Origin of the sequence: Halomonas sp. M1 (assembly GCF_029581375.1) — a bacterium.
GTDB lineage: Bacteria > Pseudomonadota > Gammaproteobacteria > Pseudomonadales > Halomonadaceae > Vreelandella.
In genome coordinates this window covers 2,456,538-2,478,496 of the sequence record NZ_CP121119.1, presented here as the reverse complement: position 1 = coordinate 2,478,496, position 21,959 = coordinate 2,456,538, and the positions used below count along the sequence as shown (strand labels likewise).

20 protein-coding genes are annotated in these 21,959 nt (G+C 51.5%); 12 read left to right on the top strand and 8 right to left on the bottom strand.

Translation table 11 applies throughout. The annotated features are described in order from the left end of the window. Positions 1–54 precede the first annotated feature (54 nt). From glyQ to gmhB, 4 genes are all read left to right on the top strand, one after another. On the top strand, positions 55–1,026 hold the full coding sequence (glyQ, locus tag P8S54_RS11420) for a glycine--tRNA ligase subunit alpha (protein WP_281441849.1): 972 nt from the start codon (positions 55–57) through the stop codon (positions 1,024–1,026). Next, complete coding sequence (gene glyS, locus P8S54_RS11415; RefSeq protein ID WP_281441848.1) at positions 1,026–3,092, top strand: glycine--tRNA ligase subunit beta; 2,067 nt, start codon at positions 1,026–1,028, stop codon at positions 3,090–3,092. The genes glyQ and glyS overlap by 1 nt, the downstream gene beginning before the upstream one ends. 247 nt (positions 3,093–3,339) lie before the next feature. Next, positions 3,340–4,137, top strand: a complete 798-nt coding sequence (locus P8S54_RS11410) for a hypothetical protein (RefSeq protein WP_281441847.1) — start codon at positions 3,340–3,342, stop codon at positions 4,135–4,137. Positions 4,138–4,145: 8 nt separating this feature from the next. After that, the gene (gene gmhB, locus P8S54_RS11405) at positions 4,146–4,724 is read left to right on the top strand and encodes a D-glycero-beta-D-manno-heptose 1,7-bisphosphate 7-phosphatase (RefSeq protein WP_281441846.1); all 579 of its coding nucleotides are present in this window, start codon (positions 4,146–4,148) and stop codon (positions 4,722–4,724) included. Positions 4,725–4,824: 100 nt separating this feature from the next. Here gmhB and gyrB read toward each other — a convergent pair whose 3' ends face one another. The 4 genes from gyrB to dnaA all read right to left on the bottom strand — a co-directional run bounded on the left by gyrB (position 4,825) and on the right by dnaA (position 11,110). Beyond that, positions 4,825–7,245 carry a DNA topoisomerase (ATP-hydrolyzing) subunit B gene (gene gyrB / locus P8S54_RS11400; protein ID WP_281441845.1) on the bottom strand — a complete coding sequence of 807 codons (2,421 nt, stop codon included), beginning with the start codon at positions 7,243–7,245 and terminating at the stop codon, positions 4,825–4,827. 39 nt (positions 7,246–7,284) lie between these two features. After that, positions 7,285–8,388, bottom strand: coding sequence for a DNA replication/repair protein RecF (gene recF, locus P8S54_RS11395; RefSeq protein ID WP_281441844.1), 1,104 nt, complete (start codon positions 8,386–8,388; stop codon positions 7,285–7,287). A 95-nt stretch (positions 8,389–8,483) separates the two neighbouring features. Beyond that, complete coding sequence (gene dnaN / locus P8S54_RS11390) at positions 8,484–9,587, bottom strand: DNA polymerase III subunit beta (protein ID WP_009098948.1); 1,104 nt, start codon at positions 9,585–9,587, stop codon at positions 8,484–8,486. A gap of 56 nt (positions 9,588–9,643) precedes the next feature. Next, entirely contained in the window at positions 9,644–11,110 is a 1,467-nt protein-coding gene (dnaA, locus tag P8S54_RS11385) for a chromosomal replication initiator protein DnaA (RefSeq protein WP_281441843.1), read from the bottom strand. Between the two features lie 533 nt (positions 11,111–11,643). Here dnaA and rpmH point away from each other — a divergent pair. The 4 genes from rpmH (at position 11,644) to mnmE (ending at position 15,477) form a co-directional block, all read left to right on the top strand. Further along, a complete protein-coding gene (gene rpmH, locus P8S54_RS11380; protein ID WP_009723348.1) occupies positions 11,644–11,778 on the top strand; it encodes a 50S ribosomal protein L34 in 135 nt (44 codons plus the stop codon). 13 nt (positions 11,779–11,791) lie between these two features. Continuing rightward, complete coding sequence (gene rnpA, locus P8S54_RS11375) at positions 11,792–12,193, top strand: ribonuclease P protein component (protein WP_281441842.1); 402 nt, start codon at positions 11,792–11,794, stop codon at positions 12,191–12,193. A 115-nt stretch (positions 12,194–12,308) separates the two neighbouring features. Beyond that, positions 12,309–13,997, top strand: coding sequence for a membrane protein insertase YidC (gene yidC / locus P8S54_RS11370; RefSeq protein ID WP_281441841.1), 1,689 nt, complete (start codon positions 12,309–12,311; stop codon positions 13,995–13,997). Between the two features lie 109 nt (positions 13,998–14,106). Continuing rightward, the gene (gene mnmE / locus P8S54_RS11365) at positions 14,107–15,477 is read left to right on the top strand and encodes a tRNA uridine-5-carboxymethylaminomethyl(34) synthesis GTPase MnmE (RefSeq protein WP_009101651.1); all 1,371 of its coding nucleotides are present in this window, start codon (positions 14,107–14,109) and stop codon (positions 15,475–15,477) included. 7 nt (positions 15,478–15,484) lie between these two features. On the opposite strand, the gene rlmJ is transcribed toward mnmE, so the two are convergent. The 4 genes from rlmJ to rdgB all read right to left on the bottom strand — a co-directional run bounded on the left by rlmJ (position 15,485) and on the right by rdgB (position 18,928). Next, complete coding sequence (gene rlmJ / locus P8S54_RS11360) at positions 15,485–16,330, bottom strand: 23S rRNA (adenine(2030)-N(6))-methyltransferase RlmJ (RefSeq protein ID WP_281441840.1); 846 nt, start codon at positions 16,328–16,330, stop codon at positions 15,485–15,487. 106 nt (positions 16,331–16,436) lie between these two features. Continuing rightward, positions 16,437–17,111 carry an OmpA family protein gene (locus P8S54_RS11355; protein WP_281441839.1) on the bottom strand — a complete coding sequence of 225 codons (675 nt, stop codon included), beginning with the start codon at positions 17,109–17,111 and terminating at the stop codon, positions 16,437–16,439. A 46-nt stretch (positions 17,112–17,157) separates the two neighbouring features. Continuing rightward, positions 17,158–18,327, bottom strand: coding sequence for a radical SAM family heme chaperone HemW (gene hemW / locus P8S54_RS11350; RefSeq protein WP_281441838.1), 1,170 nt, complete (start codon positions 18,325–18,327; stop codon positions 17,158–17,160). After that, positions 18,320–18,928 carry an RdgB/HAM1 family non-canonical purine NTP pyrophosphatase gene (rdgB, locus tag P8S54_RS11345; RefSeq protein WP_281441837.1) on the bottom strand — a complete coding sequence of 203 codons (609 nt, stop codon included), beginning with the start codon at positions 18,926–18,928 and terminating at the stop codon, positions 18,320–18,322. The genes hemW and rdgB overlap by 8 nt, the downstream gene beginning before the upstream one ends. Before the next feature lie 281 nt (positions 18,929–19,209). Between rdgB and P8S54_RS11340 the strand changes: the two genes are divergently transcribed. From P8S54_RS11340 to P8S54_RS11325, 4 genes are all read left to right on the top strand, one after another. After that, positions 19,210–19,902 (top strand): response regulator transcription factor, encoded by a 693-nt coding sequence (locus P8S54_RS11340; protein ID WP_281441836.1) that lies wholly within the window; start codon positions 19,210–19,212, stop codon positions 19,900–19,902. A gap of 45 nt (positions 19,903–19,947) precedes the next feature. After that, positions 19,948–20,463 (top strand): CsgE family curli-type amyloid fiber assembly protein, encoded by a 516-nt coding sequence (locus tag P8S54_RS11335; RefSeq protein WP_281441835.1) that lies wholly within the window; start codon positions 19,948–19,950, stop codon positions 20,461–20,463. After that, positions 20,463–20,879, top strand: a complete 417-nt coding sequence (locus tag P8S54_RS11330) for a curli assembly protein CsgF (RefSeq protein ID WP_281441834.1) — start codon at positions 20,463–20,465, stop codon at positions 20,877–20,879. Before P8S54_RS11335 ends, P8S54_RS11330 begins: the two co-directional genes overlap by 1 nt. Before the next feature lie 84 nt (positions 20,880–20,963). Beyond that, the gene (locus P8S54_RS11325) at positions 20,964–21,794 is read left to right on the top strand and encodes a CsgG/HfaB family protein (RefSeq protein WP_281441833.1); all 831 of its coding nucleotides are present in this window, start codon (positions 20,964–20,966) and stop codon (positions 21,792–21,794) included. Positions 21,795–21,959 lie beyond the last annotated feature (165 nt).

The following is a 21,959-nucleotide window of genomic DNA, read 5'->3' as shown; positions in this document are numbered from 1 at the left end:
CTGTGATTGTATACTTGACGGCTTATGAATTCATGGCCAACGGTGCTTTCCGCGATGAGTGTTTCGACAAACCAATCGACACCCGATGTGTCGACCTTTCAAGGCTTGATCCTTGCTCTTCAGCAGTACTGGGCAGAGCAAGGCTGCGTCATCCTTCAACCCCTCGATATGGAAGTCGGCGCGGGCACCTTCCACCCCGCCACGTTCCTGCGGGCGATTGGCCCTGAAACCTGGAACGCGGCCTACGTGCAGCCTTCTCGACGCCCTACCGACGGCCGCTATGGGGAAAACCCGAACCGTCTGCAGCACTACTACCAGTTTCAGGTAGTCATGAAGCCCTCACCCAGTAATCTGCAGGATCTCTACCTGGGCTCGCTAAAGCGCCTGGGGCTTGACCCGCTGATTCACGACGTACGTTTCGTCGAAGATAACTGGGAATCACCTACCCTAGGCGCCTGGGGCCTGGGCTGGGAGGTCTGGCTTAACGGCATGGAAGTGACCCAGTTCACCTACTTCCAACAGGCGGGCGGCATTGAGTGCTACCCCGTCACCGGCGAGTTGACCTACGGGCTTGAGCGTATCGCCATGTACCTGCAGAACGTCGACAGCGTGTATGACCTGGTTTGGGCGATAGCACCCGATGGCAGTAAAGTCAGCTACGGTGACGTTTACCTACAAAACGAGCGTGAGCAGTCCGCCTACAATTTCGAGCACGCGGATGTGGATCAGCTCTTCGCGGCGTTTGATCACCAGGAAAAAGAGTGCAGCAAACTGCTAGCCGTTAATCTACCGCTGCCCGCCTACGAACAAGTGCTGAAAGCTTCCCATACGTTCAACCTGCTTGATGCCCGCCATGCGATCTCCGTGACCGAGCGCCAGCGCTTTATTTTACGTGTACGCACCATGGCACGGGACGTCGCCACCGCTTACTTCGAGTCACGCAAAGCAGCGGGGTTCCCCATGGCCCCCGAGGCCCTGCGCCGCGAACTGTTACAAGAACCACTCGCCGACCAGGGAGAGGCATAATGGCTGTTGATACACTTTTATTAGAACTGGGTGCCGAAGAGCTGCCGCCCACGGCACTGGATGCGCTGTCAGATGCGTTTGCAGCGGGTATTAAAAAAGGGCTACAAGAGGCTGACATTCCTTTCCAGGCGATTAGCGCTTACGCCACACCACGCCGTTTAGCGGTGCAGGTGACCGGTCTTGCGGACAAGCAGCCTGACCGCGCAGTAGAGCGCCGTGGCCCCGCCCTGGCCGCTGCGTTTAAAGATGGCGTGCCCACCAAAGCGGCCGAAGGCTTTGCCCGCTCTTGCGGTGTTAGCGTGGATGAGCTGATTCATCTGGAAACCGACAAAGGTACTTGGCTAGGTTTTCAGGAGCAGCAGCAAGGCGAAAGCGTTCAAGCGCTGCTGCCGGAGATGATTCGCAAAACGCTGCAATCACTGCCGGTGCCCAAAAACATGCGCTGGGGCGCATCCCGGGTTGAGTTCTCCCGTCCGGTTCACTGGCTGGTCGCCCTTTACGGCAGCGATGTGATTGCCGCTGAGGCACTTGGCCTAGAGGCTAGCCGCACTACCTATGGTCACCGCTTTCATGCCCCGGATGCCATTCAGCTCGCGCATGCCGACGACTACCTCGCCACGCTAGAAAACGCCTACGTACTGGCCGACCGTCAGCGCCGCCGTGAACGCATTCGTGAGCAGGTGTTAGCGGAAGCCGAAGTGCAGGAAGCTCATGCGGTCATCGATGAAGACCTGCTGGTCGAAGTGAGTGGTTTGGTGGAGTGGCCTGTCGCATTAACCGGCAGCTTCGATGAGCGCTTCCTGGAGGTGCCTGCGGAGTGCCTGATTTCTTCCATGAAGGCTAACCAGAAATACTTTCACCTGCTGGATGACCAAGGCAAGCTGAAGCCGCTGTTCATTACCATTTCGAACATCGACAGTGCCGACCCCCAGCAGGTGATTTCAGGGAATGAGAAAGTCATTCGTCCGCGTCTTGCAGATGCCGCCTTCTTCTACGACACCGACCGCAAGCGCACTCTTGCATCGCGCATTCCTCAGTTGGAAAGCGTTGTCTTTCAGCAGCAACTGGGCACGCTGGCTGATAAAGCGCGCCGCAGCACGGCGATAGCCACTTTTATTGCTCAGCAAATTAATGGCGATGTCGCCCACGCCCAGCGCGCTGTAGCGCTCGCTAAGTGCGACCTGGTCACTGAGATGGTGCTCGAATTCCCTGAACTCCAAGGCATTATGGGGCGCTATTACGCCGAGCAAGATGGCGAACCTGCTGAGGTCGCCCAGGCGCTAGAAGAGCAGTACCTGCCCCGGTTTGCTAGCGACACTATTCCACAAAGCCTAACCGGCCAAGCCCTGGCACTGGCGGATCGCTTGGATACTCTGGTGGGCATTTTCGGTATTGGCCAACGCCCTACCGGCGCAAAAGACCCCTTCGCCCTGCGTCGTGCCTCGATTGGCGTGCTGAACATTCTGGTAAAAGGTGAGCTGAACCTCGACCTGCGTGAGCTGCTGCAGGTGGCCGCTGATCAACATCAGAGCCTGCCCAAAGCCGATGGATTGGTAGAAGACGTACTGACGTATATGCTCGACCGCTTCCGCGCCTGGGGCCAGGAAGAGGGTATCAGTGCAGAAATGTACCTTGCCGTTCGTGCCCGGCCGGTCACTAAGCCGCTGGATTTTGCGCGTCGCCTGCGCGCTGTCAAAGCCTTTGCCCAGCGGGAAGAAGCCGCAGCCCTGGCCGCAGCCAATAAGCGGGTTTCTAATATCCTGAGTAAGCAGGAGCACGATGGCAGCACACAGGTCAACCAGTCTTTGCTACAAGAAGAGGCAGAACTGAATCTGTTCAACGCCGTCTCAGCTAGCCAACAACAGGTGGCTCCGCTATTTGCAGAGGGTAACTATCAGCAGGCGCTTGATGCCTTAGCGACGCTGCGCGAGCCGGTTGATGCGTTCTTTGACCAGGTTATGGTGATGGCCGATGACAAAGCGGTGCGTCGGAACCGCCTTGCGTTGCTAGCCAGCCTGCAGGCGCTGTTTCTTGAAGTTGCGGATATTTCCCAGCTGCCACAGTAAGACGCTTTTAGTAGCATGCTATAAAACGCTGTCTAGCGTGCGCAGGCCAACATTCCAACCGGCACTTTAAAAGTGCCGGTTTTTTATTGCTAGTTCTTGCCTCCTGAAAAGCCTACAAACCTTTTTGTTTCACGTGAAACATACAGGTAAGATTAGTGAAACGTTTACCCTAATCGCTGTGCCTTACTGCTAACTAGCTAGCTTTGCATTCAAAGTCGACGAGCGACGACTCGCCATGGAACCGGCTATGTACGAATTTTTTCTTTTAGACACACTTCCCCAGCAGCAAACCAACATTGCGTCTTATACGCTTGATGGGCGCAAGGTCTGGCTTAAAAAAGCCGCTAAACGTAACTCACGCCTTACCTATCTGCCACTTACTCTACTCGCCAAATGGCTGCGTGTTGATGCGCTCAAGCCGGTTCACAACCTGGGGGGCAAACAGAGCATTGCCCAAGAAGCCGCGCGCATTAAAGCCCTTTCCTCGGCCGGCGTGGCAGTGCCCACTATTTTGGCTGAGGCACCTGAAGCACTATTGCTGGCCGATGCTGGCAGTGAAAATCAGCCATCGCAAACGCTGCTGGATAAACTACTCACAGCGCAGCAAGTGGAAGAGATCGATCATTACCTTATGCTGGGAACGCAGGCGCTAAATGATGTCCATGCACGCCAGTGTTATCTCAGTGAAGCGTTTGCGCGCAATATTTTGGTAAACCAGGAAGAAGTTGTTTTTATCGATTTTGAGACCGATCCAGGTGAGCGCCATGAGCTAATAGACTGCATGGTGCGCGACTGGCACTGCTTTATTTTTTCACTGTATGGAAAACTTAGTAAACGTGACACACATCGAGAGCGTTTAGCTTTTGCGCTACTTAACGGCTTACGCCAGGCCCAACCTGCTGTAAGGGAGCGATTTCTAACGACGCTGCCACGCCTTGCACGCTTAAATCGGTTTCCGTTCCAGCGCTTTGGTAGTGATGGGAAAAAAATCGCTATTACATTACAAGCGCTGTCACTACTCAACCAACAGCTAAGCGCTAAATAGAGCTAAAAATGTCCCCTACTAACGAACGCTACGTTAATGTGTCTCCTGAAAAGCTGATTATCTTAGACCGAGATGGCGTGATTAACCGTGACTCAGACGCCTATATAAAGTCCCTAGCAGAATGGATACCGTACCCTTCCGCCATTAACGCTATTGCTCGTTTAACTAAGGCAGGATTTACCGTTACCGTCGCGACGAATCAATCCGGCATCGCTCGTGGTTACTATGATGAAGCGACGCTGCACGCCATGCATGAGTGTTTAAATGCGCTCGTAGAAGCAGAAGACGGTCGTATTGCTCATATTGCTTACTGCCCACACGGGCCTGACGATGGCTGCAGTTGCCGCAAACCGCTGCCGGGGCTACTGCTAGAAATTCAGCAGCAGTTAGGTATAGAGAGTTTAGAGGGCAGCTGGATGGTCGGCGACAGTTTGCGTGATTTACAGGCAGGCGAAGCAGTCGGCTGCCATAGCGTACTTGTCAAAACGGGAAAGGGAGAGAAAACCTTGGCCCACAATGCGGGACTTGAGAATGCTACTGTTTTCGCTGATTTGGCTGCATTCACCGACTGGCTTTGCCAGCAGTAAAGCGTGACAAGTATCAAAAACGGCCCCTGGTTTTTAACCAGGGGCCGTTTTTTATTCAGCAATCACTATTTTGTTTCACGTGAAACATCAACAGTGACGCCTAGACATCAAGATTAGCCACTAGCGCGTTTGTCTCAATAAACTCGCGACGAGGTTCAACTTCATCTCCCATGAGCGTATTGAACATCATATCGGCGGCAACCGCATCTTCGATAGTAACGCGCAGCATGCGGCGGCTGTCAGGATCCATGGTGGTCTCCCAAAGCTGGTCAGGATTCATCTCACCCAACCCTTTATAGCGCTGGAAAGAGAGCCCACGCTGACCTTCTTGCATTAACCAAGTCAGCACCTCGGAGAAGTGGGAAACCGGCTTCTGCCGCTCACCACGGGCAATATAAGCCCCCTCCTCCAACAGCCCATTGAGCGTATCGCCTAACCCGGTAATGGCGCGGTAGTCGGCGCTTTCAAAGAAATCCAAGCCCCAAACGTACTCTGTGGTTACCCCATGGGCAATTAGCGACACCGCGGGCAAATGCAGACCACGTTCAGTATCTTCGTGAATATAGAACTGGTAACGGGGGCCACCTTCATAGGCCACCTTATCGTCCATCGCTTTTTGAAGCTCAGCGATCCAGTTCTCCATTGTCACCCGATCTTTCAGGCTCGTTTCGCCTAGCAGCGCCGCTGTGTGCACCGTCTGCTTGAGCACTTCAATCGGATAGACACGGGCTAGGCGATCGATTCGTTTCATCACGTTGCGATACTGATTAACCAGCGCTTCCAGCTGTGAGCCCGTGATGCCTGGCGCATCGGCATTCACGTGAAGCCCCGCTCCATCCAGCGCGGTAGTCGTCAGGTAGTCGACCATTGCCTGCTCATCTTTAAGGTAAAGCTCTTGCTTGCCTCGCTTGATTTTATATAGCGGCGGCTGGGCAATAAAGATGTGGCCACGTTCAATCAGCTCCGGCATTTGTCGGAAAAAGAACGTCAGAAGCAGTGTGCGAATGTGAGAGCCGTCTACATCCGCGTCGGTCATGATAATGACCGAATGGTAGCGCAGCTTGTCAGGGTTAAACTCTTCCCGCCCAATGCCACAGCCAAGCGCAGTAATTAACGTGCCCACTTCCGCTGACGAAAGCATTTTGTCGAAGCGTGCTTTCTCAACGTTTAGGATCTTACCTTTCAGCGGTAAAATCGCTTGGGTGCGGCGGTCTCGACCCTGTTTCGCACTGCCACCTGCCGAATCACCCTCCACCAAATAGAGTTCTGACTGGCTAGGATCTTTTTCTTGGCAGTCCGCCAGCTTGCCCGGCAAACCGGCAATGTCCAGCGCGCCTTTGCGTCGTGTCATATCCCGCGCTTTACGGGCAGCTTCACGAGCGCGGGCGGCATCCAGCATTTTGTTGACGATGGATTTTGCTTCACTAGGCTTTTCAATCAAGTACTCTGAAAACAGCCTGCCCATCTCCTGCTCAACAGCTGTTTTCACTTCACTGGAAACTAGCTTTTCCTTAGTTTGAGACGAGAACTTAGGGTCTGGAACCTTAACAGATATAACCGCGGTTAAACCCTCACGCGCATCGTCGCCCGAGGTATTTACTTTGGATTTTTTCAGCAACCCTTCCGCTTCAATGTAGTTATTGAGCGTACGGGTCAGCCCCGCACGGAAACCCGCCAAGTGGGCACCGCCATCTCGCTGTGGAATATTGTTGGTATAACAGAAAATATTTTCTGTGAAGGCTTCGCTCCACTGCATGGCGACTTCTACTTCAACGCCATCTTCACGCACTGCATTAAAATGAAAAACCGGATTCAAGACAGTTTTATTCTTATTCAGGTGGTCAACAAATGCTTTTAGACCACCTTCATAATGAAACAGCTCTTCTTTCCCGCTGCGCTCATCCATTAGACGAATGGCAACACCTGAATTTAAGAAAGAGAGCTCACGCAGGCGTTTTGCTAAAATATCGTAATGAAATTCGATATTTGCGAATGTATCCGGTGATGGACGGAAATGGATGCTAGTGCCAGTCTTTTCAGTTTTACCCACCACACCTAGCGGTGCTTGTGGTACGCCGTGGCGATAAATCTGCTCAAACACTTCATTTTGGCGCCATATGGTCAAACGCAGCTCTTCCGACAGCGCGTTGACAACCGAAACCCCTACACCGTGAAGTCCACCTGAGACTTTATAAGAGTTGTCATCAAACTTACCGCCAGCATGCAGCACCGTCATGATAACTTCTGCTGCTGATACCCCCTCCCCTTCATGAAGCTCGGTAGGAACACCACGGCCGTTATCACTGACAGTTACTGATTCATCGGGGTGAATAACCACTCGAACTTCACTGCAGTGGCCTGCCAAAGCTTCATCGATGGAGTTATCCACCAATTCGAAAACCATGTGGTGCAGACCGGTACCGTCGTCGGTGTCACCGATATACATACCTGGGCGCTTGCGTACTGCATCTAGCCCTTTGAGCACCTTGATGCTTGATGAATCGTAAGCCTGCTCGCTCATTGACCACTCCGTCGTGAAGTCTGTCTCATTCCATGTCGCCTACCCATCCGTTACTAACTGGCTTAAGCCTTGCTCAGTATGTTTCACGTGAAACATCTTAACCGTAGTCTCAGGCTGCCACATATCGCGTAAAGCGGCTGGGTCGACGCTGGTAATAAATGCTTGGCACTGCATCTCTTCAAGTAATTTGCAAAACCGCAAGCGATGCTGTTCATCCAGCTCCGCAGGCAAATCATCTATCAGGTAAACACAGTGCCGCTTTGCTGTACTTTCCAGAAGCCGCCCTTGGGCTAGCTTAAGCGCGCTAACAACCAGCTTTTGCTGGCCTCTGGAAAGCACTTCAACTGCTGGCTGCTTATCAAGCCGAATCCGTAGATCTGCACGCTGAGGCCCCTGCTGAGTAAACCCCATTTGCTGATCTGTTTCACGGCTACTCTCTAGCACATCCGCTAGGGACCTCTGCTTATCCCAACCTCTGGCATAACGAAGCGTTAGCCCTGGCAATGAGAATAGCCTTGCCAGCGTTTCCTCGAAGACAGGTAAAAATTGACTAAACCAGCTTTGACGCAGCGTATCCATCTGCTCGCCCCAGGTAGCTAGCTCCTGCTCCCACACTGCAATTTCGCCGGGTACTATTCTACCACGCCTAAGCAGCGCATTCCGATGTTTCACCGCCCGGCGCGTTCGCTTCCATGCCTCCAAAAATTGATGTTTCACGTGAAACACTCCCCAATCGAGAAACTCTCTCCGACCAGCCGGTGATCCCTCTAACAAACGAAACGCATCGGGATTAATCAGCTGTAACGGCATGGCTTCCACCAGCTCAGCCAAGCGCACCCCTTTCTCGCCCCGCAGGCGCAGCTCAAGCTCTCTCTCCGCTCTTAGTCGCCTAACCCCAAGGGCAACCTCAGGGTCACCTGCCAAACGGCCATAAAGCGTCATATACGGAGCATCTGACTGGATAACATTCTTAAGCTGACGAGTACGAAATGAACGGCCCATCCCTAATATATGGATGCCTTCTAACAAGCTGGTTTTCCCACTACCGTTAACCCCATGGAGAATATTAATACGCAGAGAGGGGTGCATTTCCACGGGTGCGAGATTACGCAAGCCTTGCAGGTGTAACCGAGTTAGGCTCATTAACAGTCGCCGCCAAATTAAGTCATGTTGGTATTAAACGTGAAAACGGCGCTTCTGCTGTCAGAAGCGCCGTTTTATCATAGAGCTAAAGCATGCTATAAGCGCATGGGCATCACTACATAGAGTGCGTCGCCGCCACCTGGCTCTTCTAACAGCGCACTACTATTGGGATCAGCCAGAGTCACCTGCACCCGGTCCTCATCTAGCACCGAGAGCACATCGACTAAGTAACCCACGTTAAAGCCCACTTCCATAGCGCCGCCGCTGTACTCAACCGCCACATTCTCTTCGGCTTCTTCCTGCTCTGGATTGTTAGCCATTACCTTGAGATTATTCTCCTCAAGATAGAGGCGCACACCACGATACTTTTCATTGGAAAGAATGGCAGTACGCGAAAGCACCTGACGCAGTTCAGCACGCTCAGCAATCAACACTTTATCCCCGTTACGTGGCACCACGCGCTCATAATCAGGAAACTTGCCGTCAATTAACTTAGACGTAAAAGTAAAGTCGCCAGTGTGTGCTCTTACGTGTGTAGAACCTAGCGTTAAGCTAACCGGTTCGTCGCTATCGTCTAATAGACGCGACAACTCGAGAATCCCTTTACGTGGCACTATTAGCTTTTGGGACTGGTTAACAGAGATATCGATAGGACGAGAGCACATAGCCAAACGGTGACCATCAGTGGCCACTGTACGCAACAAATTACTCTGAATCTCAAGCAGCATGCCATTAAGATAATAGCGTACATCCTGCTGCGCCATGGCGAACGAGGTGGCTTCAATAAGGTGTTTTAACGTACCGCGGGGAACGCTTATCTCTTGGCTACCATCAGCATCTTCGATATTAGGGAATTCGGCTGCTGGCAGCGTTGAAAGCGTGAAACGGGAGCGTCCACTACGCAGAACAGCCCGCCCCTCTTCGACGGCAAGCTGAATATCTGACTGGTCGGGCAGTGACTTACAAATATCCATCAGCTTGCGTGCAGGCACCGTTGCCGCGCCTTCCTGGTCCACTTGGCTTGCAACCGTGCGCCCGATCAGCTCAACTTCAAGGTCGGTACCCGTGAGTGAAACTTGATCACCTTCAACTTGAATCAGCACATTAGAGAGCACAGGCAGTGTTTGGCGCCGTTCTACCACGCCCGCCACCAGTGTCAGCGGGCGCAGCAGCGCCTCTCGGGAAATTGAGAATTTCATCAATACTCCGGTTGTATATCCTGAAAGGCCTCTCTACTTAAGACCCAACAATATGGTTAACTGGTTAACAGACGCAGCAGATTTTTATAATCTTCGCGTATATCCGCACTCTCTTCCTGCAACGCTTTTACCTTTCGACAAGCATGCAAGACCGTCGTATGGTCACGCCCACCAAACGCATCGCCTATCTCGGGTAAGCTGTGATTAGTCAGCTCTTTGGCAAGCGCCATAGCAACTTGGCGGGGCCTGGCCACTGAGCGCGAACGTCGCTTGGAGAGCAAATCCGCTACCTTAATTTTGTAATACTCGGCCACCGTGCGCTGAATATTGTCGACCCCTACTTGCTTATCCTGAAGCGCGAGCAGGTCCTTTAAGGATTCACGAATAAAGTCTTGGGTAATGGTTTTACCCATGAAGTGAGAATCTGCAATGACTTTTTTCAGCGCACCCTCAAGCTCACGGACGTTAGAACGAATTTTTTGGGCAATAAAAAAGGCAGCATCGTGAGGAAGGTCCACTTTTGCTTGGTCGGCCTTCTTCATCAGAATTGCTACGCGGGTTTCCAGTTCAGGGGGTTCAATCGCGACGGTAAGCCCCCAACCGAAGCGCGACTTCAAACGCTCTTCAACACCACTGATCTCTTTTGGGTAGCGGTCAGAGGTAAGGATCATCTGCTGCCCCCCCTCTAACAGCGCGTTAAACGTATGAAAAAACTCTTCTTGAGAGCGCTCTTTACCCGCGAAGAACTGAATATCATCGATTAATAGTGCATCAACACTGCGATAAAAGCGCTTGAAGTCATTAATCGCATTTAGCTGCAGCGCTTTGACCATATCTGCGACAAAGCGCTCCGAGTGCAGATAAACCACTTGAGCATTTTCACGCCGATCCGCCAGGGCATTCCCTACTGCGTGCATTAAGTGTGTTTTACCTAAACCAACTCCCCCATATAAAAACAAGGGGTTATAGGCGCCGCCGGGGTTTTCTGACACCTGACGTGAGGCAGCGCGAGCTAGTTGGTTCGATTTACCCTCGACGAATTTATCAAAGGTGAAATTAGGGTTCAGGCCGCTACCATGCTTCAGGCTGCCTTCCACCTGCACCTGACGCTCATTACCTCGTCGGACAGGCGACTCTTCTCTTAGCTGACTAATTTCTCGTTCATCAGAGACGTTACCGCGGGGTGAGGTGTGGACTGCTGGAGCCATTCGTTGGGTGGGCGTAGCCGAAACAGGATTACCCAACTCTCGGGGCTGTGGCGCAGGAGTCGCGGCACGGCGGCTACCCACCGTTAAGCTAACTTTGGGAGGTTTTCCAGGTGCCAGCTCACGAATCAGTTCACTGATTCGTTTGGCGTACTTATCACTCACCCAGTCGCGCACAAAGCGATTCGGCGCCAACAAGCATAGCTCGTTGGCCTCTCCTTCTTCTGCCTGTAACGGACGTATCCAGGTGTTGAACTGTTGAGAATTCAGTTCGTCCTGTAGGTAGTCCAGGCACTGTTGCCAAAGCGCGAGTGACACTCATCTCACCATCGGTTGAAAACGGCCGACCATTGTAGCGCCCAACGAAGCGGTTATCCACACGCAGTGGCGGCTCTTTTTTGCCTGTGGACAACTTCTTTTGAGCTACAAGGAAAACCTCATGATGGAATCGGGATAAGTCGAAAAAGCGCTATTTCCGTTGCATCTAGTCACACCTAGTTAACAGCTTATTTAGTGCTTATTTGATAGTTATGCACAGATTTTTTATGATTTTAACCTGTTGATAAAATTATCTTTAAATAGCTTATCCACAATTAGTATCCCCACTATTAATAACAATAGGTTTTAAGTAATACTACTAGTAATAATAGTCCATCGGTGTGGCGTCACTGATGAACAGTCACTAAAACGGGCATTGCCTTTTTAACGCTTTTTATGCAAGGAAAAATTGCACCGGCGGCGGGAAGTCTCTACAATTTCCGGTCTTGAATTGAATCTACCCGGCTAGTTCTCACTGGACCGGGTCTTTTGGAATTCATTTTCCGTCCTAAACCACGTGGGAATAACGAGTTATGAAACGCACTTTTCAACCTAGCGTTCTCAAGCGCAAGCGCGCGCATGGCTTCCGTGCTCGTATGGCAACCAAAAACGGCCGTGCCGTTATCGCACGCCGCCGCGCCAAAGGCCGCAAGCGTCTGAGCGCCTGATCTCGGATTGCGTGTGCTGCATCAAGGCTTTCCCCGGTGCTTACGGTTGCTAAACGCTGGGGATTTTAGTCACGTGTTTGAACAAGCAGACCTGAAAGTTCATGGCAAAGGTATGATGGCGCTAGCGCGCTTAAGTACTCGGGGGCATCCCCGCATTGGACTGGTGGTCAGCAAAAAAAATGTGAAGCGCGCTGTTGATCGCAATCGCTTTAAGCGTCTTGTTAGAGAATCCGTTCGGCTTCGCCAAGATCACTTACCCTCAATGGATATAGTAATTCTGGCTAAGCGTGGTGTTCAGGATATTGATAATGAAACGCTCCACCGCCAGCTACACGGCATGTGGAAGCGACTTCAGCGTGACGCACAGGCGGTGTCTTCAACTCCCCCGCTTGATGGCGTAACACGTGACGCTTGACGACACACCTCGCCGCTCGACCTCGGCCTGCCGCCTGGCAGGCTTTCGTGTGTCATGGGTCGAGTAAATGACACTGCGCCATTAGCATGTTCACCACCCATCGGGCAGAACCCTCATGGACGTAAAACGACTTTTATTACTGATTCCACTGGCTGTACTGGCCTACCTACTGGTAGTCCAATGGAATCAGGATTACGGGCAGATCTCCTACGATTCGTCGCCTGAGATTACACAAAGTAGCAACGGCGCCCCGGCAAGCGATCCCTCCAATGGCGATGATTTGGCGGTTCCCAGCACCTCGGCCCCCCAAAGCGCTATCGGCGATGGCATGCAGGATGCGACTGAAAGTGAAACGGCAAGCCGCGACTTTATTGCCGTTACCACTGATGTTCTCGATGTGCGTATTGACCCGCACGGCGGCGATATCGTCTATGCAGCGCTACCTCAGCATAAGTTAACCCTGGATTCAGACCGGAACTATGTACTGCTTTCAGACAACGCAAACCGCAGCTACGTAGCACGTTCAGGCCTACAGTTAGATGGCCAGGCTAGCCGCATCGTGTTTACCCCTGAGCGCTCTGAGTATCGCCTGGGTAATAACGAAGAGCAGCTAAGCGTGGATCTAACCGCCGAGGTTAACGGTGTCGATATCATCAAGCGGCTCTCGTTTGAGCGCGGAAGCTATGCTGTCGAAGTGAGCTACTACTTAGCTAATAATACCGACGCGCCTGTTAGCGCACGCTTTATTGGCCAACTAGCGCGGGATAACAGCCCCGACCCGTCTAGCGGTGTTGCAATGGGTATGAGCTCCTATTTAGGGGCTGCCTATTCCACGCCTGATACGCGCTACGACAAGATCGACTTTGACGATATTCAACGTGGTCGATTCGAAAACCGTGAGGCGCAAGGTGGTTGGGTGGCCATTATCCAGCACTACTTTGTGTCTGCCTGGGCGCCTGCACAAAATCAGCAGAACCTTTTTTACGCCACGACCGATTCTCGCGACCGTAATGTAGCTGCTTTTGCAGGCCCAACCACCAGCATTGCCGCTGACGGTGAGGCCACGTTAAGCGCAACGCTCTATATGGGCCCTAAGGTTCAAGACTATCTTGAACAAGTGGCACCCAACCTGCGCTTAACCGTGGATTACGGCTGGCTATGGTTTATCGCCAACCCGCTGTTCTGGCTACTGGATAAAATCCATGATGTGGTCGGCAACTGGGGGTGGTCGATTGTACTGCTGACCGTATTGGTGAAACTGGCACTGTTCCCGCTTTCTGCCAAGGCATACAAGTCTATGGCACGTATGCGGAAACTCGGCCCGGAGATGCAGCGTCTCAAAGAGATGTATGGCGATGATCGTCAGAAAATGTCTCAAGAGATGATGAAGTTCTACCAGAAGGAGAAAATCAATCCTCTGGGCGGCTGCTTACCGATCCTGGTGCAAATGCCGGTGTTTATCGCGCTTTACTGGATGTTGCTTGAATCCGTTGAGCTTCGCCACGCACCCTTTATGTTCTGGATCCAGGATTTATCGGTGAAAGATCCGTATTTCATCCTGCCGATCCTGATGGGTATTTCGATGTATGTTCAGCAGTTGCTGAACCCGACGCCGCCGGACCCCATGCAAGCGAAGATTATGAAGATGCTACCGATTATCTTCACTTTCTTCTTCCTGTGGTTCCCGGCAGGTCTGGTCATCTACTGGGTGGTCAACAACATTATCTCGGTCGCGCAGCAGTATGTTATTACGCGTAATATCGAGAATGACCCCAGCGTGGGTAAAGGGATGCGAACCAAATAGCGCATCTTACGAAGCAACCAGACCCCCGCTCTTGCGGGGGTCTGGCGTTTTAGGCGTAACTTAGGCATAACAACGCCTCACTATTTTCCATTCAGTAACGGGAACCGCCATGGCCGATCGACTTTATACCCAAGACACTATTACTGCCCTGGCAACCCCCCCTGGCCGTGGCGGAGTAGGCATTATTCGCGTGTCAGGCCCTGCCTGCCGTGATATCGCCTCCGCCATACTTGGGCACTGTCCAGCCCCACGCTTCGCCCACTACGGGTCATTTAACGGTGCTGAAGGCACCATTGATGAAGGGATAGCCCTGCTATTCAACGGCCCATCCTCCTTTACCGGTGAAGATGTGCTCGAGCTTCAAGGGCATGGCGGCCCGATCATCATGGATATGCTGTTGGAACGCTGCCTTCAGTTGGGCGCCCGCCTGGCGCGTCCTGGCGAGTTCTCCGAGCGCGCTTTTCTCAACGACAAACTTGATCTCGCCCAGGCCGAAGCGATTGCCGATTTGATTGATGCTTCCTCGCGTTCGGCAGCCGAAAACGCCGTGAGGTCGCTACAAGGTGAATTTTCCCAGCGCGTTTCAGCCCTGGTACAGCGGTTAATTGAGCTGCGGGTTTATGTAGAAGCCGCCATTGATTTCCCTGAAGAGGAGATCGATTTCCTTGCCGATGGCCATGTAGCCCAGCACCTAGCAGGCGTGCAGCAAGCATTAGCCGATGTACGTAAAGCGGCAGGCCAAGGTGCCTTGCTGCGTGAGGGTATGAGCGTGGTTATCGCTGGGCGCCCCAATGCGGGTAAGTCCAGCTTACTAAACGCGCTGACGGAGCAGGATACCGCTATTGTGACGGATATCGCCGGCACCACCCGAGACGTGCTGCGCGAACATATCCATATTGACGGCATGCCGTTGCATATCATTGACACCGCAGGGCTGCGCGACACCCCGGATGCTGTTGAAAAAATTGGCGTAGCCAGGGCGTGGGAAGAGATTGAAAAAGCAGATCGGGTGTTATTGCTGGTCGATGCCGCAACGACTGAAACAACGGATCCGATGACTATTTGGCCAGAATTTGTGGCACGTCTTCCCGATAAAGCACGCTTGACGCTGGTGCGTAATAAGATTGATACCAACGCTGAACAGGCGGGTATTGATTTATCCACAACCACTCCCACACTAAGACTCTCGGCTAAAACCGGTGAGGGTGTGGATAGTTTAAAAGCCCATCTAAAAGAGATCATGGGCTTTTCAACCACTACAGAAGGGCGTTTCTCAGCGCGCCGCCGTCATCTAAATGCCTTAGACCGCGCTATGACCGCACTAGAAACCGGGCGAGCCCAGCTAGATGGCTACGGGGCTGGAGAGTTACTTGCTGAAGACCTACGTGATGCCCAGCAAGCCTTGGGAGAAATCACCGGAGAGTTTAGCGCCGATGATCTGCTTGGCGAGATTTTCGGCAGCTTCTGTATTGGTAAGTAACCGATTTCTATTCACCTACTAACCATTCACTGTGATAGCGGCTTTCAGCACCTAGCAGCGGCGACATTTGCGCCATTGCCGCAGCTAAGTGCTCATTGAGCCCCCAGGGGGGGTTAATAACGAGCATGCCACTGCCATACATACCGTGGCTTTGTGCGTTAGGTTGGCGCAGCTGCAGCTCGCTGCGCCAAATTTTACGGATACCACTCTCCTCCAAGCCTGTTAATAGTGTGTGGTGATGGCCTGCTGGCAGCAGTGGGTACCAAATCATTAGTACTGCATGGCGCGCTTTTTCCATGGCGTACACCGCCGCATCGGCCACGTCTTGATACTCTGTTTTAAGCTCGTAGCTGGGGTCAATTAGCGCGCATAAGCGTGGCGTTGCCACAGGCACTAACTTTCTCAACCCAGCCAAGCCGTCACCATAAATTCGCTGAGCCTGCTTAGGAAGCGCTTGACCGTTTAAGTGCTCATGCTCCCCGGGGTGCAGCTCATAAAGTTTAAGCCGATCTTGTTCACGCAGCGGTTGGGAGAGCCACCAAGGTGATCCCGGATAATGGGTTAGCTCATCCCCTTTAGGCTGAGCGCTAACCAGCGCTTCTAACCACGCTTCCAACAGCGGATTCTTCAGCTCGCAGCGAGCCTGCCACAGAGGCCAAATACCTGCGCGGTACTCTTGTAGCCGCTGGGTCTCTTTTGTAGCAAGGGGATAGAGGCCTCTTCCAGCGTGGGTATCTATATATGTAATAGCTGTTTTTTTACGTAATAAATAATCAATGACCGCGTAAAGCGTGAGGTGCTTATGTACATCGGCAAAATTGCCGGCATGGTAAGCGTGTTGATAAGACAGCATGGCAGCTCGCTAACAGTTAATCGAAAAAAGCCCGCTATGTGAGCATAGCGGGCTTTTAGCAGCAATACCGGAGTTAGATGATCGTTGCTAACCCAATAGTGACTGGCTAGCCTTGGCCATCGCCAGTGGGCGTAAGAGTAATCTCAACTCGGCGGTTTTGGGCGCGGCCTTGATCCGTGTCATTACTGGCCACTGGCTGGTTAGCACCATAACCCCTGGTATTAAGGCGCGTGGAAGAAACGCCATTTTGGCTTAAATAGCTGCCTACCGCCTGAGCGCGGCGCTCAGAGAGACGCTGGTTATAGCTGGGGTCACCTACACTATCGGTGTGGCCCGCAATGTTCACCCGAGTGTCTTGATACTGCGTCAATACATTGGCTACTTCGTTGAGTGCACCACGTGCTTCACTAGTGAGGTCTGCTGAGTCAAAGCCAAACGTCACGCCGCTTGGCATATTGAGAACGATATCGTCACCGCGACGATCAATTTCGATACGTGACCCTTGTAGGTTTTCACGCAGCTGCTGTTCCTGGCGATCCATATAAACGCCAATCCCTGCACCTGCAGCTGCGCCAACGGCCGCGCCAATTAATGCACGATCACGTCGGCTGGTACTGCCATCACCGGATAACGCTCCTGCCGCCGCACCCACAGCGGCGCCGATGCCCGAGCCCATCGCAGTACTAGAGCGTTGCGTTTGCCCGCTGTAAGGGTCCGTGGTGGCACAACCGGCCACTAAGATAGCAGCCGCTAGCGGGGTCAGTAGTCGAAAAATACGCATCGCTCACTCCATTTTATCTTCAGGGTAATTGCTGTTATATCGCTGATCACTCATCACTTATCAAGGCCAGCAACTCATTCAAGAATAATAGACCTTGAGGCGAAGCACGTAGCTTTTCAGGCATTTCCATCAAAAGTCCTTTTTCATGGGCACTTTGTAAGCGCTTAAGTAACACAGCCTTAGGCTGCCCGGTATGGCGTGTCCACTTCCCTATGGTGACACCATCCGTTAAACGCAGTGCGTTCATAGCAAATTCGAGCGGTAGCTCATCAACACTGATGAGCTGCTTCCCCGCAATAAAGCCACGCGGGTCATTTACACGCCGCAAATAAGCGTCTGGTTGGCGTGTTTTCCAACGCCGCTCTATATGCCACTCCCCCGCTTGATCAATAGTGGTTAGCTTGCCGTGGGCGCCCGCCCCAATGCCAAGATAGTCGCCGAACTGCCAGTAGTTAATATTGTGGTGACTTTGCTGGTGAGGCTTTGCGTACGCAGATATTTCATAGCGATGTAAGCCCGCTTGCTCAAGGCGCTGGTGGCCCGCTTCTTGAATATCCCAGAGGGCTTCCTCTTCCGGTAGCACCGGAGGGTGGGAAAAGAAAGCTGTATTAGGTTCAAGGGTTAACTGGTACCAAGAAAGATGCTCTGGAGAAAGCGCCAAGGCTTGCTCAATATCATCCATTGCTTGGCTAGGGGTTTGCTGAGGAAGGCCATGCATCAGATCAATATTGAGATTATCAAACCCCGCCTGGCGTGCCTGCTCCACAGCGGTAACGGCTTCATGACCGCTATGAATACGACCCAACGCGCTAAGCTGTGCCGTCTGAAAGCTTTGAACGCCCAGTGATAAACGGTTGATACCCGCCTCGCGGTAGCCAACGAAGCGCCCTTGCTCGGTCGTGCCGGGATTAGCCTCTAAGGTAATTTCCACATCAGGAGCAAAGGGTAAACGCTGGCGAATTGCATCGAATAACTCACGGTAAAACGCTGGTGATAGCAGGCTTGGCGTACCACCCCCGATAAAGATCGTCTCAATCGTTCGCCCATCCGCAAGTGCAATATCCTCATCAAGATCTTTCAGCAACGCCCCCAGATAAGCTGTTTCCGGCAGCTCACCGGCCTCGGGCTCATGGGAGTTAAAGTCACAATAGGGGCACTTGCGCACGCACCAAGGGGTGTGAATATACAGCGAAAGCGGGGGTAATGGCTCAACCATGCGCCACCTTCAAAAAATCCACCAGGCTCTGCAGCGCGCGACCTCGATGGCTAAGACGATTTTTAGTTTCACTAGGCAGCTCAGCCACACTCATGCCTTGGTCAGGTAACCAAAACAGCGGATCATAACCAAAGCCGCCTTCACCCCGTGGGTGAGCCAAAATCTCGCCCTCCCAACTGCGTTGCACTATCACCGGTACAGGATCTTCAGCATGGCGCAAATAAACCAGCACACACCAGTAGCGTCCGGTGCGCTGCCCCTCTGCGCACTCACTAAGGGCTTCTAATAGCTTTGCATTGTTTCTCTGATCGCTTTTCGGCTCACCAGCATAGCGCGCTGAGTAAATCCCCGGCGCCCCGTGGAGTGCATCTACTTCTAAGCCAGAGTCATCAGCCAACGCGGGTAACCCACTGATTCGGCTAGCTTCCCGCGCTTTTAAGAGCGCATTTTCTACAAACGTAAGTCCTGTTTCTTCTACATCGCGTACGCCAAATTCAGCCTGAGGGCGAACATCAAACCCCAATGGCATCAGTAACTGGTTGAACTCATTAAGCTTTCCATCATTGCCGCTGGCTAACACCAGTGGAGTGAGCGTTGACATAGGTAAACCTCCAAACAAGAGACGCTCAGTCTACGCCTATCGAATACGCATCAGAAGCCAACAAAATGTTACTCAATGTATCGTTACTTATTATTCTAAAATTTATTTTAAATTAAATAAATTTATTTAAAACAGTTACTTAGTATGCATATAGCTGCAAAGAATATCTATATATCATATATTTTTACCATATATCTAATAACAAAACTTTACGAAATGTATCTTATAGGCAACACTTGGGTGATCCCTTGCTCACTCTTTCTATCTATGAGGACTCCACAATGCCGCAGGAAAACGCAGATGAATTGGTGTATATCATCACAGAGAAAAGCCCCCAATCTCAGCTTTTTGCTGATTATTTACATGAGCATACAGGCTGCACGGTCAGCATTTACTCTCCGGGCATAGCACTTCCCGCGACAACCGCAGAGAGAATGCTGATTCTGATCGACAGTGACCACATCAGTGTTGATGCGTTACCAGACTGGCAAGATAAGTTGACAGATACACTTACGAAAGTCCCCCTTGCAGCGTTTAACATCCACGACATGGATCACGCACTAGAAGCGCTCTCCTGCGCTCAGTTGAAAGGCGTGTTTTACCGCAACGAGAGCCTCGAGGTTATTTGCAAGGGTATCCATGCGTTGTTGGAGGGAGACCTTTGGATGTCGCGGGATCTTATGGCAAAGCTGATCCTTTTCTATCGTAAGTACCAAAGTAACGCTTTCCGCCCAGCTTGTGGCCTTACTAACCGGGAAATGGAGATTATCTCTCTCTTAAGCGCGGGTTCTTCCAATCAACAAATAGCTGACAAGCTGTTTGTAAGCGAACACACCGTTAAATCCCACCTGTACAACATATTCCGAAAAATAAACGTACATAACCGAATTCAAGCACTTAACTGGATACATCAAAATTTAGGTCCAATTTTACCCAATATCGATACTGCCCGAAGCTTAAAGCGGCATCGTTAGCCGTTAATCCAGTGTTAGAAAATTGCTAAAAAAGGGCTACTTGCCATGCCACTATTTTATGTCGTTTTAATCGCAAGTTTTTTAGCGTTGTCGCCAACATCATGGGTACTCGCTAATCAACCGGCCTCACCCAGCGACTCACTGGCGACAAGTGAACAAGACGCCATAGATTCAATTAATCAACTATCAAGCTCTGATGGCCCGGAAATTCAGAGCCGTGTTACTGGCAGCAGCGAGCTAACCGGAATAATGGTTGATCGAACCATCACGATGGCGGGTAAAACGTTCTATCGCGCCTTTAGCCAACGGGCGATGGACAACTTATTGATAGGCAATGCCACGCTCACCATTCAAGAGCGCCCTGATGCACGTTGGGGTAGCCAAGTATGGATTATGGAAGGCAACCGGATGTACTTCAGAACGCAGCTCTCTCCCAGGATTAGCGAAGCAGATCTTGTCGCTGGAGAGGCTGTACAAATCGTCGAGGAAGCGCTTCTCCAGCATCAGCTGGCTTCTGCTCTTACCTCTGACAAAGACTTGGGAAGAGAGGAGTTATTCTAATGAAAACAGTAAAAAACGTTAGCGCAGCAACGGCACTGCTCGTGTTAGCACTATCTCCCATTGCTCAGGCTGGGGAGTTAATTTATCGACCGCTTAATCCCTCTTTTGGGGGCGATCCATTTATGGGGAGCTACCTTTTAGGTAAAGCGCAGGCTCAGGATACCAACACAGACCCTAATGCAAGGCGCGCTCAGCCACTTAACCCTACACAAAGGTTGATTCAAAATTTAGAAAGTCGGCTAATTTCTCAATTAATTTCTGATGTCGGTCGGGGTGATATAAGCGATGGGGGTTTTGATAGTGACGATTTCAGTGTTGTGGTTAACGATGTGGGAGGGGAGCTCACCGTTAGAGTTGTAGATAAGTTAACCGGAGATGTAACCAATATTAGCGTCGGTGGTTTATTTAATCCGTAATCTCCACCCCGCTTAAATTAACAAAACTTTTCGGGCTTAACACTAAAGCCCTAGGGTTACGTCGTCTTAAAAAAGGGGAACTCTATGAAAACTGCGGCTATCATGCTTGTCATATTATTACTCAGCGGCTGCGCTGGCGTAGTAGCTAACTCTGAAAATTTAGAAGGAGCGCAGGCAACATTAACACCGCGGGGCGCAACCTATCAGGACCTTATCTCGCTTCCACCGCCAGCAGGTAAGATTTTTGTTTCTGTCTATGACTTCCGCGACCAAACGGGACAGTACCGCCCAGCCCCAGCGAGTACCTTCTCTACGGCAGTTACTCAAGGAGCAGCCGCTATGCTCACTGGCGCATTAGCAGATTCAGGCTGGTTTATACCCCTTGAGCGTGTTGGCCTTCAGAACTTGTTAACCGAGCGGCGTATCATTCGTGCAGAGTTTGAGCGCTTTGGCCAACCAGACACACTGCCCTCTTTAAGAGCCGCGTCGGTAATGCTGGAAGGCGGCATTATTGCTTATGAGTCGAATGTACGAACCGGGGGAGCCGGTGCTGAATATTTTGGCATTGGGGCATCCGGCCAGTATCAGGTAGACCAGGTAACGGTTAATTTACGTGCAGTCGAAATATCGACAGGTGAAATATTAGCCAATGTAACGACAACGAAAACAATCTACTCAAAAGAGTTGAGGGCCGGGGTGTACCGCTTTATTGATTTTAGGCGCTTATTAGAGATAGAAACGGGCATTACTACCAATGAGCCTGTTCAACTTGCCGTTATGTCAGCCATTGAGTCATCTGTGATTCATCTGGTAGCAAGAGGCATTGAGAATCAACTATGGAACCTAGCGCCGGGTACTTCTCTTCAAGAAACCATTTTAAATGACTACCTTAACGCGCCTATACCTATGCTTTGATAGCTTTTGTAATCGCTCGTCCAAGGGAATCGTTACAAAATAATAAAAAATTTTAAAGGCCACTCACTGAGTGGCCTTTTTTAATGTTTAAAAATCATTAAAAAAATAAGCACCAAAAAGTTACAAAAAAAGTATTAAGTATGTACAAAAATAATTTTAGATACT

Bases quoted from the DNA above. Each gene is read 5' to 3' on its own strand.
- glyQ (WP_281441849.1), top strand. From the start codon at position 55: ATGAGTGTTTCGACAAACCAATCGACACCCGATGTGTCGACCTTTCAA.
- glyS (WP_281441848.1), top strand. From the start codon at position 1,026: ATGGCTGTTGATACACTTTTATTAGAACTGGGTGCCGAAGAGCTGCCG.
- P8S54_RS11410 (WP_281441847.1), top strand. From the start codon at position 3,340: ATGTACGAATTTTTTCTTTTAGACACACTTCCCCAGCAGCAAACCAAC.
- gmhB (WP_281441846.1), top strand. From the start codon at position 4,146: ATGTCCCCTACTAACGAACGCTACGTTAATGTGTCTCCTGAAAAGCTG.
- gyrB (WP_281441845.1), bottom strand. From the start codon at position 7,245: ATGAGCGAGCAGGCTTACGATTCATCAAGCATCAAGGTGCTCAAAGGG.
- recF (WP_281441844.1), bottom strand. From the start codon at position 8,388: ATGAGCCTAACTCGGTTACACCTGCAAGGCTTGCGTAATCTCGCACCC.
- dnaN (WP_009098948.1), bottom strand. From the start codon at position 9,587: ATGAAATTCTCAATTTCCCGAGAGGCGCTGCTGCGCCCGCTGACACTG.
- rpmH (WP_009723348.1), top strand. From the start codon at position 11,644: ATGAAACGCACTTTTCAACCTAGCGTTCTCAAGCGCAAGCGCGCGCAT.
- yidC (WP_281441841.1), top strand. From the start codon at position 12,309: ATGGACGTAAAACGACTTTTATTACTGATTCCACTGGCTGTACTGGCC.
- mnmE (WP_009101651.1), top strand. From the start codon at position 14,107: ATGGCCGATCGACTTTATACCCAAGACACTATTACTGCCCTGGCAACC.
- rlmJ (WP_281441840.1), bottom strand. From the start codon at position 16,330: ATGCTGTCTTATCAACACGCTTACCATGCCGGCAATTTTGCCGATGTA.
- P8S54_RS11355 (WP_281441839.1), bottom strand. From the start codon at position 17,111: ATGCGTATTTTTCGACTACTGACCCCGCTAGCGGCTGCTATCTTAGTG.
- hemW (WP_281441838.1), bottom strand. From the start codon at position 18,327: ATGGTTGAGCCATTACCCCCGCTTTCGCTGTATATTCACACCCCTTGG.
- rdgB (WP_281441837.1), bottom strand. From the start codon at position 18,928: ATGTCAACGCTCACTCCACTGGTGTTAGCCAGCGGCAATGATGGAAAG.
- P8S54_RS11340 (WP_281441836.1), top strand. From the start codon at position 19,210: ATGCCGCAGGAAAACGCAGATGAATTGGTGTATATCATCACAGAGAAA.
- P8S54_RS11335 (WP_281441835.1), top strand. From the start codon at position 19,948: ATGCCACTATTTTATGTCGTTTTAATCGCAAGTTTTTTAGCGTTGTCG.
- P8S54_RS11330 (WP_281441834.1), top strand. From the start codon at position 20,463: ATGAAAACAGTAAAAAACGTTAGCGCAGCAACGGCACTGCTCGTGTTA.
- P8S54_RS11325 (WP_281441833.1), top strand. From the start codon at position 20,964: ATGAAAACTGCGGCTATCATGCTTGTCATATTATTACTCAGCGGCTGC.